Below are 17,637 nucleotides of genomic sequence, written 5' to 3'. Positions count from 1 at the left end.
TAAAATATTTTTTACCTACAATATTTCTTAAATTATGTAAAAGATTATATTAATAGTTATAAGAAGAGTTTTATGAAAAAATATGAATATTTTGAATAAAAGCTGGTTTTTAAATAAAAAAAATGAAATTAGCCTTTTAAAAATAAAAAATATGGATTAATAAAGGTTATCTAATACATTAAGGGCCAAATTAAGGTCAATTTGATAAAACCCTAATTCTTTTAAATATTATCTCTCACAAGCCTTAAAGCACAGAACTCCCCACACATGGTGCACATATCCTCCTCGGTGGGCTTACGTCCCCTGCATTTTCTGGGTTTTTCATGGTCAAAGGCAAGTTCAAACTGTTTTTCCCAGTCAAAATCTTTTCTTGCATGGGCCATTTCAAGTTCTCGTTTCCAAGCATTTCCTACGCCCTTTGCAACATCAGCTGCTTCAGCAGCTATTTTAGATGCTATCACACCGTCTTTAACATCCTCAACGTTGGGTATTGCAAGGTGTTCTGCAGGTGTAACGTAACACAGGAAGTCAGCACCAGATGCTGCTGCAATTGCTCCGCCTATTGCAGAGGTTATATGATCGTAACCGGGCGCAAGATCAGTTACAAGTGGTCCTAAGACATAAAATGGTGCTTCTTTACAGACTGTCTTCTGGATCTGCATGTTTGCCTGTATCTGGTTTATTGGAACATGCCCCGGCCCTTCGACCATCACTTGAACTCCCTTCTCTCTGGCCCTTTCAACAAGCCCCCCCAGTGTTACAAGTTCCTGAATCTGAGGCACATCCGATGCATCATGGAGGCATCCCGGCCTTAATCCATCTCCAAGACTTAAAGTCACATCGTATTCTGCTGCTATTTCCAGAAGATAATCATAATTGCTGTAAAGTGGGTTTTCTTCCTGATTCTTGAGTATCCACGCTGCCAGGAACGACCCACCCCTGCTCACAATTCCCATTATCCTGTTGGACGTTTTAACCTTTTCAATCAAGTCCATGGTTATTCCACAGTGCACAGTTATAAAATCTACACCTGCCTTGGCCTGGTTTTCTATGGCATGGAACATATCGTCTTCATCCATGTTTATAACCGCGCCCCTTTTCTTTGAAGCTGTAATACCTGCCTCGTAAATTGGTACTGTGCCTATTGGAACATCAACAGATTCCATTATGGCTTTTCGAACCTTTTCATAGTCCTGACCTGTGCTCAAATCCATTACTGTATCTGCACCATATTTTACGGCAGCTTTTGCCTTTTCAACTTCCCATTTCACTTTTTCAAGTTCTGAAGAGGATCCAACGTTTGCATTGATCTTGGTGGCGAGACCCTTACCAATCCCCACAGCTCTGCTTTTGCCCTCAATATTTTTTGGAATGATGATACGTCCCTCTGCCAATCCTCTGACGAGTTTATGAATATCAATGTCTTCCATTTCCGCTACTTTTTTCATTTCATCTGTGATCTGGCCTTTTAGGGCCTGCTGCATCTGAGTCACTTTTCATCCCTCATTTTAACATGAATTTTGAAATACATAATCTGAAATACAAATGCCTAAAATACAAATATCTTAAAATTACCGCATTCTAAAGACATAACTATAATTCAAGTAGTATTATCATATTTGTTTTAACCATTTAATGGTATACCAAAATTCCTATATCTATCTATCCCATTTATTGTGTCAAACTGATCTTGTAATCAAAACTGATCACAGTCAAAAGTGATCACAAGAATTTCCATAGTAATTACCATTAACTGATCCTAAATTTTCCTTAGAGAGGTTTATACAACTAGTTTTATAGAGTGACCACTAATAATTAATAACATAAGAAATTTTTATGATTCTTGATGATCCAAAATGAAATATTTCGGAGGGAGTTATGGAAGAAAATTTTAAGGATTCAAAATCCAAGATTGGCTGGACTGCCCTCATAATTGTTTCTTTATCTGCTTTTGTAATAGCCCTTGATTCCACATTTATGAACGTTGCAATCACAACCCTTGTCAAGGATCTAAACACCACGGTAAGTGTTATACAAACCATTATTTCAGTTTATACCCTAACAATGGCATCTTTAATGCTTATAGGCGGTAAGATGCAAGATGTTCTGGGGAAAAAAAGAGCATTTCTTATAGGGGCATCTATCTATGGTGTTGGAACTGCAATTGCCGCTTTAAGTATTAATTCGTTCATGTTACTAATTGGCTGGTCTATACTGGAAGGTGTAGGTGCTGCCCTCATGACACCAGCCACTGCATCAATTATCACAGGAACCTACAGTGGAAAAGACCGCGCCTTTGCACTTGGGATCTGGACCGCCATGGCTGGGGTGGCAGCAGCTATTGGCCCACTTATTGGAGGTTTTCTCACCACATTCTTCAGTTGGAGATGGGGTTTTGGACTGGAACTGATTGTGATAGCTGCAATACTTATCAACTCCCACAAAATAAAATACTTCCCACCCACAATGAAAAAATCTCAAATAGACATCATAGGAGGAATATTATCCGCTTCAGGATTGTTATTAATAGTTTTAGGAGTATTAAGTCTTAATAGCCTTAAAAGGTGGGAACAAGCACCATTTCTCATAGGGGGAGGAGTATTAGTCTTATCTTTATTTTACATCAGAGAAAAGAGAAGAGTAAAGGGGGATAAAAAACCTCTAACCGATATCAGGTTATTTAAAGACAGAAATTTCACCCTGGGAACCCTGAGCAGATTGATAATGCAACTGGCGCTGGCCGGTGCCGTATTTGTACTACCTGTTTTCTTACAGGGAGTGCTCGGTGCAGATGCATTCACAACAGGTCTGGTTCTTCTACCTTTAACTGTTGGTCTATTAATATTTTCCATAGCTTCTTCCAAAATATCATCCTATATTTCACCTCGCCGTATGATCTCTATGGGATTTTTAGTAGGTATGGCAGGCAGCCTGTTGCTCCGCTACCAGTTCAACCTGAACACACAGATTACAGATCTTATACCTGGAACATTTCTGATTGGGGTTGGATTGGGACTATCAATTCCGCCCACTGCAAATTTAATATTATCTTCTGCAGGAGCAGATAAACAGGCCGATGCATCTGGTGTGATGACAACAGGAGCTAATCTAGGATCATCCATTGGAACAGCCCTTATAGGTGTTGTACTCCTGCTTGGAACATTCAGCGGTTTATCCACTGCAGTACAACAGAATTTTCCCAATGAATACTCCAAACAAGAAGTTCAGCAGAACTTAATGACATGGGTAGAAAAGATGAAAACAGTAGATATTCCTGGTTTGAAGGAAAATGAAAAATCAACTGCTTACATCGTTGTAAATTCCACCCTAAGCTCCGCCATGAAAAGCGCTTTTGATAGCGTCTCAATAGTTATGTTGCTAGGATTTATATTATCCCTATTTTTAAGGCCCCCAAAGCCCAATAAGGGCTTTATACCTCCATAATTTACACAATTCATTGACATTTTGTAATTAATTCATAAAAGAGGTTAAATAAGTTTAAAACAAATGTTTAGAACAGATAAGATAAAAATTATGAAGTCTAAAATAAATGGAAATTCTTAAGGGAAATTCTTAAATTAGAATTCCATAAAAAATTGGTAAATGATTTGATGGAGGGGTTGAAACGTTATCTGGAAAGAAAAATTTGGATAAGATGAAGAGATCTGAAAAGGAATTAACCACCACCTACGGAAGCAGATATTTTGCTGAAAGTGTCCCAAAATATGTGATGCCCGAAGATGGTATGCCTGCACGTGCAGCATACCAATTGATACATGATGAACTGAATTTGGATGGCAATCCTGCTTTGAATCTGGCCAGTTTTGTAACCACATGGATGGAACCTGAAGCAGACAAATTGATAATGGAAAGCATCGATAAAAACTTTGTTGACAACGATGAATACCCTCAAACCGAAAAAATACATGAAAGAGTGATTAACATGCTTGCAAGGCTGTTTAATGCTCCAAAGGAATGTCATTCAGTTGGAACAGGCACCATAGGTTCATCAGAAGCCATTATGCTGGGACTTCTGGCCCATAAATGGACCTGGAAAAAACGCAGACAAGCGGAAGGAAAGCCATTTGGCAAACCCAACATTGTGATGGGTGCGGATGTGCACACTGTCTGGGAGAAGTTTGCCCTTTACTTCGATGTGGAATTGAAATTAATACCACTAGAAAGGGATACTTACACTGTAACCGTGGATCAGGTTGCAGAAGAAATTGATGAAAACACCATCTGCGTTGGTGCTGTTTTAGGGACAACATTTACAGGACAGATGGATCCCATAAACGAGATTAACCAGCTTTTAATTGATATCAAAAAAGAAAAGGGCTGGGACATACCAATACATGTTGATGGAGCCAGCGGGGGATTTGTAGCCCCCTTCCTGTATCCAGATCTTGAATGGGATTTCAAACTCCAACAGGTAAAATCCATCAATGTATCCGGCCACAAATACGGGCTTGTTTACCCAGGAGTTGGTTGGTTGATTTTCAGAGACAAAAAAGACCTTCCTGAAGAGTTAATCTTTAAAGTAAACTACCTTGGTGGTTTAATGCCAAATTATTCCCTTAACTTCTCAAAGGGAAGTAGCACCATAATTGCTCAATATTACAACTTCATAAGACTTGGAAAAAGTGGTTACAGGGAAATTATGGAAAATATGATTGATAACAGCAAGTATCTTGCCAGAAAACTTGAAGAATCGGGTAAATTTGATGTGATCAACAAAGATATCATGTTTCCATTGGTCACCATGAGCTTAAAGAATTCAGACTTCACAGTCTTCCATCTTTCAGAAAAACTGCGGCAGAAAGGTTGGATAATACCTGCATACACTCTTCCAAAGAATGCAGAGGACGTAGCTGTTATGAGGATGGTTATCAAAGAAAACTTCGGCAGAGAAATGGTAGACATGCTTTTAGACGATTTAATAGAGGCTTATCACACGTTAGAGGAAGAAGATACCGAAAAGGAAGGTTTTGAAACTGGTGAAAATCCTTCTTTGCTGTATTAATTCTTTTTCCGTATTAAATCCCTAGAATCCTTCTTCAATTTTTTTTACTGAATTTATTTTCCTTTACTGAATTTTTTAATCCCATGGTTTCTATCCACCTTAAAATTTTTTTAAATGTTTTTGCAACGAAGTGAATTCAAAGATTATGAATACTCTGATGGAATAAAATTATGAATCCATGATAGAATCATCTTTTTCAGAGTTTTTAAGTTCATTTGTCTGGGTACGTTCAGGAAGGAGCAGCATCGCCCCAACAAAGAAACAGACCGCCCCAACAAAAGTACCAATATTTACCAGTGCAACATTGATAAACTGGCCTGTAGCAGGTAATGTATAGGCAGAAATTGCTGAAATGCCAAATCCAATAGAACCAATCATATTCAGGGCCACAACCCACCATGAGATATTTTGAGGTTTCCAGGACCAGACAGAGTGAACAACCTCAAACCATGCAAGCGAGCTAGCAATCAGGAAACATCCAGAACCAAGCATATCCGGAGCCCACACTAAATGGTTTGCTTGCGCGGTTAAAAGGTTCGTTCGCAGGGCTTCAAACGTGTTAACGTTAAAAAGTAGGGTGCCAACAAACTGCACAACAGTTGACCACCAATCAATACGCTTCGGCTCCCATGTCATTAGTTTTAGCCTTTCCATTATTTTAAAGCCTTTAGGGCTCCTAATAGCGTTTACAGCTTCAAAATATTGGAGAAACGCTGCTGTGGTAAAAAACAATGACCCTGCAAAAAAAGTCAACCCATTTAATCTATTCCCAACCCATGTAGCGTAGTTAGGTGCAGATCCCAGCGCAAAACTGGTCGCGCCCATAGCAAATAACACGCCAATCCACCATCCCACAGCACCGGGCGCCCACCATGTCGATCCATGACTTTTTTCAAGTAAAGGGTTATGTTTACGATTATATCGTGATTTCCATGTGATAAAATAACCTTTCGGATGTTTGAAGGTTGCCTTGGTGACAAATGGCCCTATACCCTCAGATGAGACGTAATCCCAGTCCTTGGGCAGATCCAGAGCAGGCAAATTATTATTGGCACTTTGATCTATTTTCTCATTCTGGGTCCTTTTATTTGGTTCGTCTGGCATGTTGGTTTAAAACCTTCCAAATTGTATCCTATTTAATTGTAGTTTCCTTAAATTTTAAGTTTAATGTCCACAATCTTATCTTTACGCAAGAAATCAAAGAATCACATAAATTCAACGTTTACTAAAAAATAACTGCATAAACCCCAAAACATGATTTAATTTATACCTTTTTACTACTAAAAAATGATTCATGCAAGATTTTTTCAAAAATTATTGGCTTCAATAAAAAAATTAAATTTATAAAATGGATAAGTTTTCTTTTAGAATTTCATGAAATGATTATAACTTAATCCCAGTTTAAATTATTTTAAATTAGTTATTTATTATTATAAGCAATTTTAAGATTAAATATAATAAATAGAGCCAAATAGAATTATACAAATCAAAATAATGAATTAATATTTACTAAAAATTATTATTTTTTTGTTCTGGAAAATTAATAAATAAGTGTTCATACATATTATGTAAGTAGCTATGAAAAGTTGATTATTTAAATTTTCATCATAAATTTCCACCATATGGTTCGTTTTTGGTTTTGAGATTTTATGAAACTAGGTTTGTGTAGGTGGGAAGTATTATGGCTAGGAATATAGCTAAAAATCAAGAATCAGATTCTAATGTCCTCCTTGAAAAATGTGTCGAAGAAAATGCCTACACAATAGGCACCCAGGCATACATATGGGGGATTGGCCCTTATATTTCATATTCTACTCGTTTTACTGAACTTTACGGAGATAATAAAAATTTAGTAGCACCGGCCGGTGTTTTTTTTGGATTAAATGAGCTTGGAAATGTGGACAATACATACAATGCAATGCCCAATAACAATACACTCTATGCCCGAGCCTGGGCCTTTGTCGGCAATGAACCCCTGATCCTGTCCATACCTGACATGAACCCATCCATATATTATTCTGTGGCTCTGATTGATTTTTATCAGAACACTTTCAAGATATTTGGGACAAACACAATCGGCCAGAAGGGAGGTAATTTCGCCATCACTGGTCCTAAATGGCAGGGAGATCTACCCTCATGCCTTAACGGAAGTTTTGTGGCCCCAACACCCTGGATCTGGTTGTTACAGCGTATTGCGCCTAAAAACATTCGCGATGAAAATGTCAAACCTCTGGAAGCTCTTCAGAAAGGAATCCTTCTCACTCCACTGTCTCAGTGGGGAAATCCCAACTACACTCCGCCTTCAAGGTACGGAAACCCCAAAGACCAGATGGATCCAGACTTCAGCAACGATCCACTCCACTTCTTCGAGCTGCTGAACGGAATCATAAATGAGAATCCTCCTCCTCTGGATCAAAAACAAGAGGGTTTGATGGCTCTTTTCAGCCAGATTGGAATCAGTCCTGGCATGAAGTTTGATCGTGACGAGTTTGGTTCTGCAGTGCATAAAGGTCTTTTGAGAGCTGTAGACACTGGATCCAAGATCATTGAGTCAGCCACTTATCATGCCCCCACTATCCTCAATGGTTGGACAATTCCCCCGAAAGAAATGGGAAATTACGGCTTAAAGTATTTAGATCGGGCAGTTTACGCCACAAGAGCCATTGGGGCCCTGCCAAAAGATGAAGTTGTCTATGTAACTGCATTCGAAGATAGTGATGGTAATCCACTCAAAGGAACTAACAAATACATTTTGAAGTTACCCAAAACTATTTACTCTCAACATGACGCTTTCTGGTCTCTTACCCTTTACAACGCTGATATGATGTTCGTACCCAACTCTATCAACCGTTATCAAGTGGGATCACAGGTCCCCGGCTTAAAATACAATGAAGATGAATCTATTGATATATACCTGCAAAGCACCACCCCTCAAACTGGAAAAGAATCTAATTGGTTACCCGCACCAAAAAACTCATTTAATGTAACTTTTAGATGGTATTTGCCTAAAAAACCCGTTTTAGGTATTTACAAAGGAATTTTCAAGCTACCCCCAATTCAAAAAAAATAGATTAAATTTTTGATTTGCATTTAGTTGGATTTACTTTAAACCTTCAGCATGTTTGAATCTTTTGATATAATCTGATTTTAATGATCTTGGTATCCTCTAATTTAATATCCTTTTGATCAACATGGGGTTTTGATCTTTCAAATTATTTAAATAGATCAAATCAACAAAAATAGTTCCATGATAAAGAACCTACACGCCAAGGACATCATGATCAGCGAAGTGCATGTAACCACACCCACAGACCTTGTAGCAGCTGCAAAACTCAAAATGATGCGCTGCAACGTGGGGGGATTGCCAGTTGTTGATAAAAAAAGACTTTTAGGTATCATAACCCATCGAGACATTCTCCTTGCCGGTGGCGAGGCCCTTGGACTTAAGGTGAACGATTTAATGAGTAAGGACCTCATGGTAGTTAATAGGGAAACCCAAATAAAGGATATAACAAGAATAATGGCAGATAAAGGTTACCAGAGGATCCCTGTTGTTGAAGATGGGAAACTGGTAGGTCTCATAACCCAGAGTTCCCTCATTCGCGCCCTCGCAGATCTGGACGATTAATTGGATTTCCTAAAAATTTAATCTAAATTTTTATGTTTTTTTATAAAAATCAACATGGCAATATACAAATGGATAACATAACCCAATTATTGTTCCAAATGCCCCAAACACATGTTCATTCATACTATCACCATTTCTGCACTTGAATTTTAAATTAACCTAATTAAGTAGTTATAACAATTGAAAATTTGTTTAATTTGTTTAATAACAATTCATCTCTAATTTTATAAAGCTTTAATAATGATTTTGTAAAGTTGAATATTTACCGTAATATTCTGTCTAAATAATAGAAAATAGGTAAAAACATCATAAAAACATTTTTAAGCTACGTTGTTGATAGAAAAGTATAAGTTAGATGAAATCTAACAGCTTATAAGCCACGCCGGGGTGGCTCAGTTGGTTAGAGCGCACGGCTCATAGGGTATTTAAGCAGTGCTCTGACTTTTTCCTGGGATACCGTGAGGCCGCGGGTTCGAATCCCGCCCCCGGCACTTCACAATAACTTGAAGGCCTCTTTCAGTTTTCAGGACTCTTTAATTTTCATATTTTTATAAAAAGTGACCATAACCATCTTTTTTTTGTAATAACTCAGTTTAAATGTAAATATAACTAGTTTTTGAACTCTTTTGAGTAAAAAATCCTTTTAGAAGATGTTTTTTAAAAACTATAATTAAAAACCAATTTTATCTTTATGAAATCCCGTTTTTTACGACGTACTTTAAGTGATCCAATTTATGATCTCCGGATAAATCAATTATGAAAAAAATTGGTTTTTTTATGATGGGAAAGTTTAAAAAATAGTAAGGGATGATTATGAACCATATTAATAGATCCCAAACCAATACCTTAATTTCTATTAATTTCATGAAAATTTAATGGAAAATTGGCCTTTTCCAACTTGTAGTTTTTCCAACTTACAGTTGTTTAAAAGTATGGAGATACCCTGAAAAATGGAGGTTTCAACTATGGAAGACATATATACACGCTCACTCAATGGAGAAATCACAAAAGAAGATGCTTTAAAGCTGGTGGATTCAAATCCATTCGAGTTATTTGATGTTGCTGACAGACTGCGTCGAGAGATTGTAGGTGATGAAGTTACCTTTGTTGCCAACAAGGCAATTGATATCACGGATCACTGCATGATCGGATGTACCTTTTGCTCTTTTAGGGACCATATCGGATATGAAATGACAACTGACGAGATATTACAAAGTATCAACGAAGCAAAAGAAGTAGGGGCTACTGAAATATGTTTATTCGGTGGTATCATGCCCCACATGACAGTTGACTATTACTGTGACCTTATCAGTGCCATCAAATCAAAATTTGATATCTGCCTTCATGCATTGTCCCCCGTGGAAATTTATCAAACTGCAAAATCCTCAGAAATGACCACAATAGAGGCACTGAAGGCTCTTAAAAAGGCAGGAATGGACACCATGACAGGAGCGTCTGCAGAGATCCTTGTGGATTCTGTTAGGGAAAAGATATGCCCTAAAAAAGTTTCAACAGAGGAATGGGTGAATATAATCAAAGAAGCTCACAGTCTAGGCATCCCAACCACGTCCACCATTATGTACGGTAGTGTAGAAACCTGGGAGGACCGTATCGACCATATGTTGATACTGCGAGATATACAGCGTGAAACTCAGGGATTCACAGAACTAGTTCCAATGACCTTCCTAAACCAGAACAACGAGTTGGGCCAAGTATCAGAGGGTGCAAGTGGAATGGAAGATCTGAAGATGCATGCCCTTGCAAGGGTGATCCTCGGTAGGGACATGCCCAACATCCAGGTTTCCTGGGTAAAACTGGGAATCAGAACATCACAGATAGCCCTCTGTTGCGGAGCCAATGATCTGGGCGGTACCATGATGGAGGACAAGATATCCATAGCTGCAGGGGCATCCTACGGAGAATACATGCCCCGTGAAAAAATGGTTGAAACAGTAGAAGCCATAGGACGTATACCCGTAGAGCGTACCACCACCTATGAACGCGTTTAACTCAATAATATCTCCATATTCCCCATTCTTTTTAAAATTACTTTTTTTTAGGAGCTAACTCTCAGGAATTATCCCCAAAATTTAATTGTCCTAGATTTTAAATTACTTTTTTTTAGGTGCTTAGAGATTAGACTAAATCATGAAGTCGTATAAAAATAAGTTTATGAATAAGTTTATGTGTTAATTGAGGTATGTACAATTCTTCATAAATTTAACAGGAAAAACAGGGATCATATCTTGAAATACTCATAAGAAACCAGTGCAAAAAATTTCATCTTAGTTTTAGAGTATTAAGTTAAAGCAATTACAGTAACCAAAACACTTATAATGGTCTATTGAAATACATTTGCTATATCTCACTATTACCTATTTGATGATAAAACCTCCGCTAAGAATCATTTTAATTTACAAAGAGCGAGAGCGTTAAAAATTAAATAGGTGATCAAATGTTTAAAGATATCCTAATATCAATGCGACCCAAACAGTGGTACAAAAACCTAATTATATTCATTGGGATCGTATTTTCACTGAATCTTCTGAATTTTAACTTATGGATAAATGTTATTTCTGCATTTATAGTATTCTGCTTGCTTTCGGGAAGCATGTACATTATCAATGATTATTTGGACATTGATAAGGATCGAAATCATCCCAAAAAATGTAAGCGTCCCTTAGCATCTGGAAGGTTAAAAGCATCCCATGCACTGTTTTTCTCAACAATTTTCATCATAACAGCCTTGGGATTGGCTTACCTGGTGAACATATCCTTATTTATAGTTTCACTCGGCTTCTTCAGCCTGATCCTGATCTACTCATTGTTCCTAAAAAAGATCAGTATAGTGGACATCCTAGTCATTTCCACAGGTTTTGTACTCAGAGCTGTTGCAGGATGCGTGGCTATTGGTGTTTTCGTGTCTCCATGGCTTATAATCGCTACATTTCTTCTAGCTTTATTCCTGGCTCTGGGAAAACGGAGACATGAGCTGATTTTACTCAAGGATAAAGCAACAAGTCACAGGAACATACTGGATGGTTACTCCACGGATATGCTGGATCAAATGATGAACATCACCACTGCTTCATTGATCATGTCTTACTCCATCTACACCTTTTTTTCAAAGAGTCTCTACATCATGCTAACCATACCCCTGGCATTCTACGGTATATTCCGTTATTTATACCTTATCAATGCCAAAGAAATGGGCGGAGATCCTGAAATGTTGTTTAAAGATAAGGGAATGGTGCTAAGCATGGCATTGTGGGCTTTCTTAGTGATTGGAGTTCTTTATTTTAATAAACTGACAGTTTTAATATGAAAATGAGATTGAAATAGAAAATCCAATTCAAATAAGAAAATTAAATCATTCTAAATTAACTCAATCAAAAAAAAGAGATGTTTACATGAAATATGACTTCCACACACACTCTAAATACTCCCCAGACAGTTGGATGGAACCTGAAACCATGGTCAAAACAGCTGTCAAAAAAGGCCTATCTGGAATAGCGGTAACAGATCACAACACAATTAAAGGAGGGTTAGAAACTAAAAAATTTGAAAGAAAAAATTTCAAGGTTATAGTTGGCTCTGAAATAAGTACAGAACGTGGTGAGGTGATAGGTCTTTTCCTATCGGAAGATATCCTTTCACATAAATTTTCAGCGGTAATTGACAAAATAAAGGAACAAAACGGCCTTGTTGTACTGCCACACCCCTTTGATGAACTTCGTGGAAATGGACTTAAACCCACAGAGGATGATGCAGGATTGATCGATTACGTAGAAATATTCAATTCTCGCTGTTTTCTCAGCAAGTACAATGAAAAAGCCAAAGAATATGCAAAAAAACATGGATTAAATGTTATAGCTGGGAGCGATGCCCATTTTGCCCATGAAATTGGGAACGCCGGCATTGATACCGGGTCAGAGGATCCGGCAGATGCATTCAAAGAGGGGGATTTCACAATTTTTGGTCAAAAATCTTCCTTCATTAACTTAGGACTCACCAAGGTGCTGAAAACATGGAAAAAAACAAGTTCTGGTTAATACTCGTCTTTGCAGTGGTAGTTTACCTGATTCTCGGAGTGTACGCCGATTTTGATAAACTTTTATCTGCCATGGAAAGTTTTAACTGGATTTTCCTCATTTTATTATTGGCTTTGACCACTCTGGGCTACTTCATACGGTTTATCCGCTGGGATTTCTTCCTCAAACAGGTTGGTATCAATTTAAAACTCAGTGACAACCTCTTCGTGTATTTCAGTGGACTTTGCATGACCATAACCCCGGCCAAAGCAGGTGAAATATGGAAAGGATGGCTTATAAAAGAAATAAATGGTGAAAGTCTCAGTAAAACAGTTCCTGTGGTTATAAGTGACCGTTTAATTGATATATTGGCCCTGGTGTTCCTTTCCCTACTGGGTATAATCTACTACAAACAGGGAGCCTACGTCATCTTGGTGATCCTCCTCTTATTTGCCGTGTTTGTCCTGGCAATTAGATCTCCAAGAATTTCAGACAAGTTAATCAGTATTCTGGAGGGGAGAGCAGGAAAATACTCCAAAGATGTTCGAAGTATGCACGAAACATTCCAGAAAACATTAACACCTAAAAATCTCATAATAACCACCATTTTAGGTTTAATGGCATGGTTTATGGAATGTTTGGCCCTTTTCATGGCCATCTACGCCTTTGGCCAGCACCTCAGCATATTAGTGTCCACCTTCACATTTAGCTTTGCTTCCCTGGCAGGGGCTCTTAGTATGATCCCCGGAGGTTTAGGTGTTGCTGAAGCCACATTATCAGGATTGCTGCAATTTTTTGGACTAACCGCCACCATAGCTGTTGGTGTAGCTATTATAGTACGTTTCGCCACCTTATGGTATGGAACCCTCCTGGGTCTTGCAGTTTATCTGCTGGGAAAATCAAAAATAAATAAAAAGTAACGAATCATACTAAATGAATCATTTTAATAACCCAAATCATTTAAAAAATAAATTTAAGAAAATATTTAAGAAAATAGTAAGTAAAAAATGCTTTAGGAGGCAAATTAATGTCAACAGTATCCATTTTAAAAACATCACCTGAAACACTGGTACAAGATTACCAGGAATTAATGCACATGGCTCAATACAATAAAACCATTTCCCATGAAAATGAAACCATTCTCAAACTAAACCTTTCATGGACCCTTTTTTATCCAGCCTGTTCCACTCCCCCTTGGCAACTGGAAGGTGTTTTAAAAACCTTAAAAGAAGATGAATTCCAGAATGTCACAGCTGTGGAAAATCAGACCGTTGTAACTCATCCATGGAAAGGAGCATATTTAAACAAGTGGCTTCCCCTCCTTGAAAAATATCAGACAGATTTTCAGCCTTTAACTAATGTAGAATGGACTGTTCATCATCCAAAATCTGAAATGATGGTGATGGAGGAAATATTCGGCGAGGTTCTGGTTCCAAAGATGTTTTATGGCAACAACATCATCCATCTTCCAACTATGAAAACCCATGGCCACACCACAACCACAGGATCCATGAAGAACGCCTTCGGAGGTTTAATACCCAAATACAGACACCACGCCCATAAAAAGATCCATGAAGTGCTGGTTGATCTTCTGGCAATTCAAAAAGAGATTCATCCCGGTATCTTTACAGTTATGGATGGATGCGTCTGTGGAAATGGCGCAGGTCCACGTACCATGGACCCATTTATAGGAAATGTGATACTGGCCAGTTCAGACCCGGTTGCAATAGATGCATTAGCGGCTAAAATTATGGGATTTGACCCGCTAAAAATAGATTACATCAAAATGGCCCATGATAGGGGGCTTGGAATGGGAGATGTGGATCAGATCGAAGTTGTTGGTATGGATAAAGGAGAGTTGAAGGATCTTAACTTTGGATTCCATGTAAATAAGAGTCCTGTTATTAAATGGGATCAGAGAATCAGGAAGAAAACCATGAATATCAAATGGCTGCACCACCTATTATTCAACTCCCCCATCTTCAAAACATTCATATTCGCTTCAGAATTTTATCATGACAAACTCTGGTACCCTAGAACTGGTAAAAAGAATATAGATGAGTTCAAAAAAACTGAATGGGGACATATGTTTGAAAAATATGAATATGGGGAATTTCCTAAATTTACCGAAGTAAAGGAGTGGGATCCTTATTAAATAGACATAAATATTTGTTCTAAATTATTCAGGGGTGATTTAAAGCTTTATTTTTAAAACATTTATCTGAAATTAATCCTTTGGGATATTCCAATTCTTTTTTTAATTCTTATCTAATTTTTCTTTCGTTCTTATACAATTCCTAACCAATAACCAATTCCTAACCAATAACCAATTCCTATCCTTTCATGAGCTACCTAAAAATATCTTTTATCTTATTTAAGTAAGCCATTTCAATGTTTAAATTAAATTTTTTTAAGCCCTTTAAGAATTTTATTTCTATAAAAAACCATTTATAACAGTTTAAATATCAATTATAAACTTTAAATATCAATTAAAATTAAAAATTGTAGGGATTTTAGTTCTTAATTGATAACAAAGAATAATACTATTTTTAAAATTATGTTTAGTCCAAAATATCAGGTTAATTCCTTTATAAACAGCAATTAAGGTGAAAATTGGGGGAGATTTGGGAAAACACTTATTAAACATTTCAATGAGATTGAATGTTGTCCTCGGAGGGACATGAGAATAGGTTTTGATGGGTGTCTGGACTTTGGTCTATGACTCTTTCAGTCCCATCTTAATTATTATTTAATATATTTAATTAAATACCATTTTAACCAGGTATTAACTTCAGTGAGCCGTCTCTAATCGTGTTAGCTTACCAACCATTTTTTTTTAGAAATTTTCAGGAGTTCATGAATGTTAAACCCATTTAACTATTTCAAATCCAAAACCAGCTTCAAACAGAATCTTTTAATCCCCCTGATTTTAGGCCTGCTTGTAATTATCACGAGAGTCCCCTTCATGAGTAAAGCCCTCTATGAATGGGATTCTGTGAACTATGCTTTGGCATTTGAAAAATACAATACATTACAACAACAGCCCCATCCACCGGGTTACATTCTTTACGTTGCCTTTGGAAAAGCCGTTAACTATATATTTAACGATCCCAACACCAGCATGATAGTTTTATCAATAACCTTCAGTATCTTTACCGTTGTTCTTGTTTACTTCATGGTAAGAGAGATCTTCTCCAAAAATGTGGCTATTACGGCTGCCATACTCATGATATTCAATCCATTGATATGGTTCTACGGAGAAATTGCCAGCATATACATTTTTGAAGCATTTTTTGGTGTGTTAATAGCTTACTCTTCCTACAAGCTTCTTAAAGGAAATGAAAAATTCATTTACATCTCTGCATTTGTACTTGGTTTAGCCGGTGGTTTCAGAATAGACATTGTAGAATTCATGTTTCCACTGTGGATATTCTGCGTATGGTACGCAAGGCCTTCCTACACCAAAATAATCAAAGGTCTATTTGTATTCATTATGAGTATATCATTATGGCTTGTTCCAACCATTTTGTTAACAGGAGGTTATAAAGAGTACTTCGCACTTCTAAAAACCACATCCAAAGCTGCAACACAAACCTCCATTGTCTTCGGTGCCAGTATATCCCAGCAGATTTTAAATTCAGGAGCCTTCATAATATGGTCTGCTTTGGGATTAACTTTCCTGGGAATTTTAATAACTGCACTGTTTCTGGTATGTCATCGAAAAGGTTTGAAGTCCAAATTCAGGGTTTACCTTAAAAATCCGTTAACAATCTTTTTCTTGTTGTGGATCGGACCCGCCTCATTATTCTACTTAGTTATCTACGTGGTAAAACCAGGATACCTGTTAAACTATTTGCCTGCAGTTATAATCATCCTGAGCTATATATTAAACCGTTTATCTCATGATTTAAGTTTTAAATTCCCAAAAATTTCATATAAGCAAACCATAATTTCTTTGTTAGTGTTATACGCCGTATTAAGCTCCATATGCTTCTTGTATCCCTACGATATTCACGAGGGTCAGATCTGGGAAACACCTATGGAAAAAATGGGAGTATCACAGGATGTTTCCTTTGGCCTAGATGTAGGCCTATTTTATAACAACGCAAAGATCAACGCCAACGATGCAAACACCCAACTACACATTAATGACATATTAAACATTTCAAATTCAGACCCCCGTAGTACCATAGTTGTTATAAGGGACATCACCCGCGAAGATGAGGGTTTCAACTGGAGAAAGGCCATGTACTACCTGCCAGGCTACGATGTTTATTACCTCTGCGACCAGGAAAACACAGGGATCACCGGTCAAGTTTCTTCATGGCATGGTAAAAATCATAGCTATAACATCTCACAAGCCCCAGTTCTGGACATACCTCTCAACTCAGCCACCAAAATCGTGTGGATAATGAATGATCAATCAAGTTTCTACCAGGAAGTGAAGGATAGATTAGGAGTTAGTTCCATCAGTCTTCCAAACGGTCTGAACATATACTACTCTAACATTGGAAACCAGACTTCAGATTTCCAGATCAGTAATTTTATATTCCAACGTTAACTTAAACAAGCTTAATAATAAGGAGTGATTTTATGGATAAACTGGAAGAAGCACTTGACCAGATGTCTAAAATGCCTCAAGAACAAAGGGATAACCTAATTGAAATGGAAAAAAAGAGGGTATGTGTGTGCAAGAAATGTACAAGTTATTCTGAGTGTATGAAAGACTCAAATGAAGGACTTTTCTGTATTTTAGGTAAAAGCAGCTGCAAAGTTAATGTGGATACTTGTATGTGTAAGGATTGCCCAGCTTACAACAGTTTCAACTTAAAAAACGATTTTTATTGCATGGTAGGTCCGGAAATGGATTTGAGGAGGGGTTGATCTTTTCCACCATCCACTTCAATTAATAAAAACTCCATTTACAGGATTTCATTTTAAATTCCTTAACTCAT

13 protein-coding genes and 1 tRNA gene are annotated in these 17,637 nt (G+C 37.4%); 12 read left to right on the top strand and 2 right to left on the bottom strand.

All coding sequences use genetic code 11. The annotated features are described in order from the left end of the window. Window positions 1-221: 221 nt before the first annotated feature. Window positions 222-1,493, bottom strand: a complete 1,272-nt coding sequence (thiC, locus tag MSWAN_RS00840) for a phosphomethylpyrimidine synthase (protein ID WP_013824718.1) — start codon at window positions 1,491-1,493, stop codon at window positions 222-224. Window positions 1,494-1,878: 385 nt separating this feature from the next. On the opposite strand from thiC, the gene MSWAN_RS00835 reads away from it, so the two are divergent. Both MSWAN_RS00835 and MSWAN_RS00830 read left to right on the top strand, forming a co-directional pair. Beyond that, window positions 1,879-3,444, top strand: coding sequence for an MFS transporter (locus MSWAN_RS00835; RefSeq protein ID WP_013824717.1), 1,566 nt, complete (start codon window positions 1,879-1,881; stop codon window positions 3,442-3,444). Window positions 3,445-3,655: 211 nt separating this feature from the next. After that, window positions 3,656-5,023 carry a glutamate decarboxylase gene (locus tag MSWAN_RS00830; RefSeq protein WP_013824716.1) on the top strand — a complete coding sequence of 456 codons (1,368 nt, stop codon included), beginning with the start codon at window positions 3,656-3,658 and terminating at the stop codon, window positions 5,021-5,023. Between the two features lie 168 nt (window positions 5,024-5,191). Here the strand turns inward: MSWAN_RS00830 and MSWAN_RS00825 are convergent, their stop codons facing one another. Next, window positions 5,192-5,848 carry a hypothetical protein gene (locus tag MSWAN_RS00825; protein WP_227716977.1) on the bottom strand — a complete coding sequence of 219 codons (657 nt, stop codon included), beginning with the start codon at window positions 5,846-5,848 and terminating at the stop codon, window positions 5,192-5,194. Window positions 5,849-6,704: 856 nt separating this feature from the next. Here MSWAN_RS00825 and MSWAN_RS00820 point away from each other — a divergent pair. The 10 genes from MSWAN_RS00820 (at window position 6,705) to MSWAN_RS00775 (ending at window position 17,566) form a co-directional block, all read left to right on the top strand. Beyond that, window positions 6,705-8,093, top strand: coding sequence for a DUF1254 domain-containing protein (locus tag MSWAN_RS00820; RefSeq protein ID WP_013824714.1), 1,389 nt, complete (start codon window positions 6,705-6,707; stop codon window positions 8,091-8,093). A 177-nt stretch (window positions 8,094-8,270) separates the two neighbouring features. After that, window positions 8,271-8,651 carry a CBS domain-containing protein gene (locus MSWAN_RS00815; RefSeq protein ID WP_013824713.1) on the top strand — a complete coding sequence of 127 codons (381 nt, stop codon included), beginning with the start codon at window positions 8,271-8,273 and terminating at the stop codon, window positions 8,649-8,651. 381 nt (window positions 8,652-9,032) lie between these two features. Continuing rightward, window positions 9,033-9,142 (top strand) — tRNA-Met (locus MSWAN_RS00810). 474 nt (window positions 9,143-9,616) lie between these two features. After that, entirely contained in the window at window positions 9,617-10,660 is a 1,044-nt protein-coding gene (cofH, locus tag MSWAN_RS00805) for a 5-amino-6-(D-ribitylamino)uracil--L-tyrosine 4-hydroxyphenyl transferase CofH (RefSeq protein WP_013824712.1), read from the top strand. 446 nt (window positions 10,661-11,106) lie between these two features. Continuing rightward, complete coding sequence (locus MSWAN_RS00800; RefSeq protein ID WP_013824711.1) at window positions 11,107-11,976, top strand: decaprenyl-phosphate phosphoribosyltransferase; 870 nt, start codon at window positions 11,107-11,109, stop codon at window positions 11,974-11,976. 85 nt (window positions 11,977-12,061) lie between these two features. Beyond that, window positions 12,062-12,703, top strand: coding sequence for a PHP domain-containing protein (locus MSWAN_RS00795; RefSeq protein ID WP_013824710.1), 642 nt, complete (start codon window positions 12,062-12,064; stop codon window positions 12,701-12,703). Beyond that, on the top strand, window positions 12,679-13,602 hold the full coding sequence (locus MSWAN_RS00790) for a lysylphosphatidylglycerol synthase transmembrane domain-containing protein (RefSeq protein WP_013824709.1): 924 nt from the start codon (window positions 12,679-12,681) through the stop codon (window positions 13,600-13,602). The genes MSWAN_RS00795 and MSWAN_RS00790 overlap by 25 nt, the downstream gene beginning before the upstream one ends. Window positions 13,603-13,709: 107 nt before the next feature. Beyond that, a complete protein-coding gene (locus tag MSWAN_RS00785) occupies window positions 13,710-14,837 on the top strand; it encodes a DUF362 domain-containing protein (RefSeq protein WP_013824708.1) in 1,128 nt (375 codons plus the stop codon). Window positions 14,838-15,542: 705 nt separating this feature from the next. After that, window positions 15,543-17,243, top strand: a complete 1,701-nt coding sequence (locus tag MSWAN_RS00780) for a glycosyltransferase family 39 protein (RefSeq protein ID WP_013824707.1) — start codon at window positions 15,543-15,545, stop codon at window positions 17,241-17,243. 32 nt (window positions 17,244-17,275) lie between these two features. After that, window positions 17,276-17,566, top strand: coding sequence for a DUF2769 domain-containing protein (locus MSWAN_RS00775; protein WP_013824706.1), 291 nt, complete (start codon window positions 17,276-17,278; stop codon window positions 17,564-17,566). The last annotated feature ends 71 nt before the right edge of the window (window positions 17,567-17,637 follow it).

Origin of the sequence: Methanobacterium paludis (assembly GCF_000214725.1) — an archaeon.
Taxonomy (GTDB): Archaea; Methanobacteriota; Methanobacteria; order Methanobacteriales; family Methanobacteriaceae; genus Methanobacterium_C; species Methanobacterium_C paludis.
The sequence above is the reverse complement of the archived record's forward strand: the minus strand, read 5'-3'. Positions and strand labels throughout refer to the sequence as shown.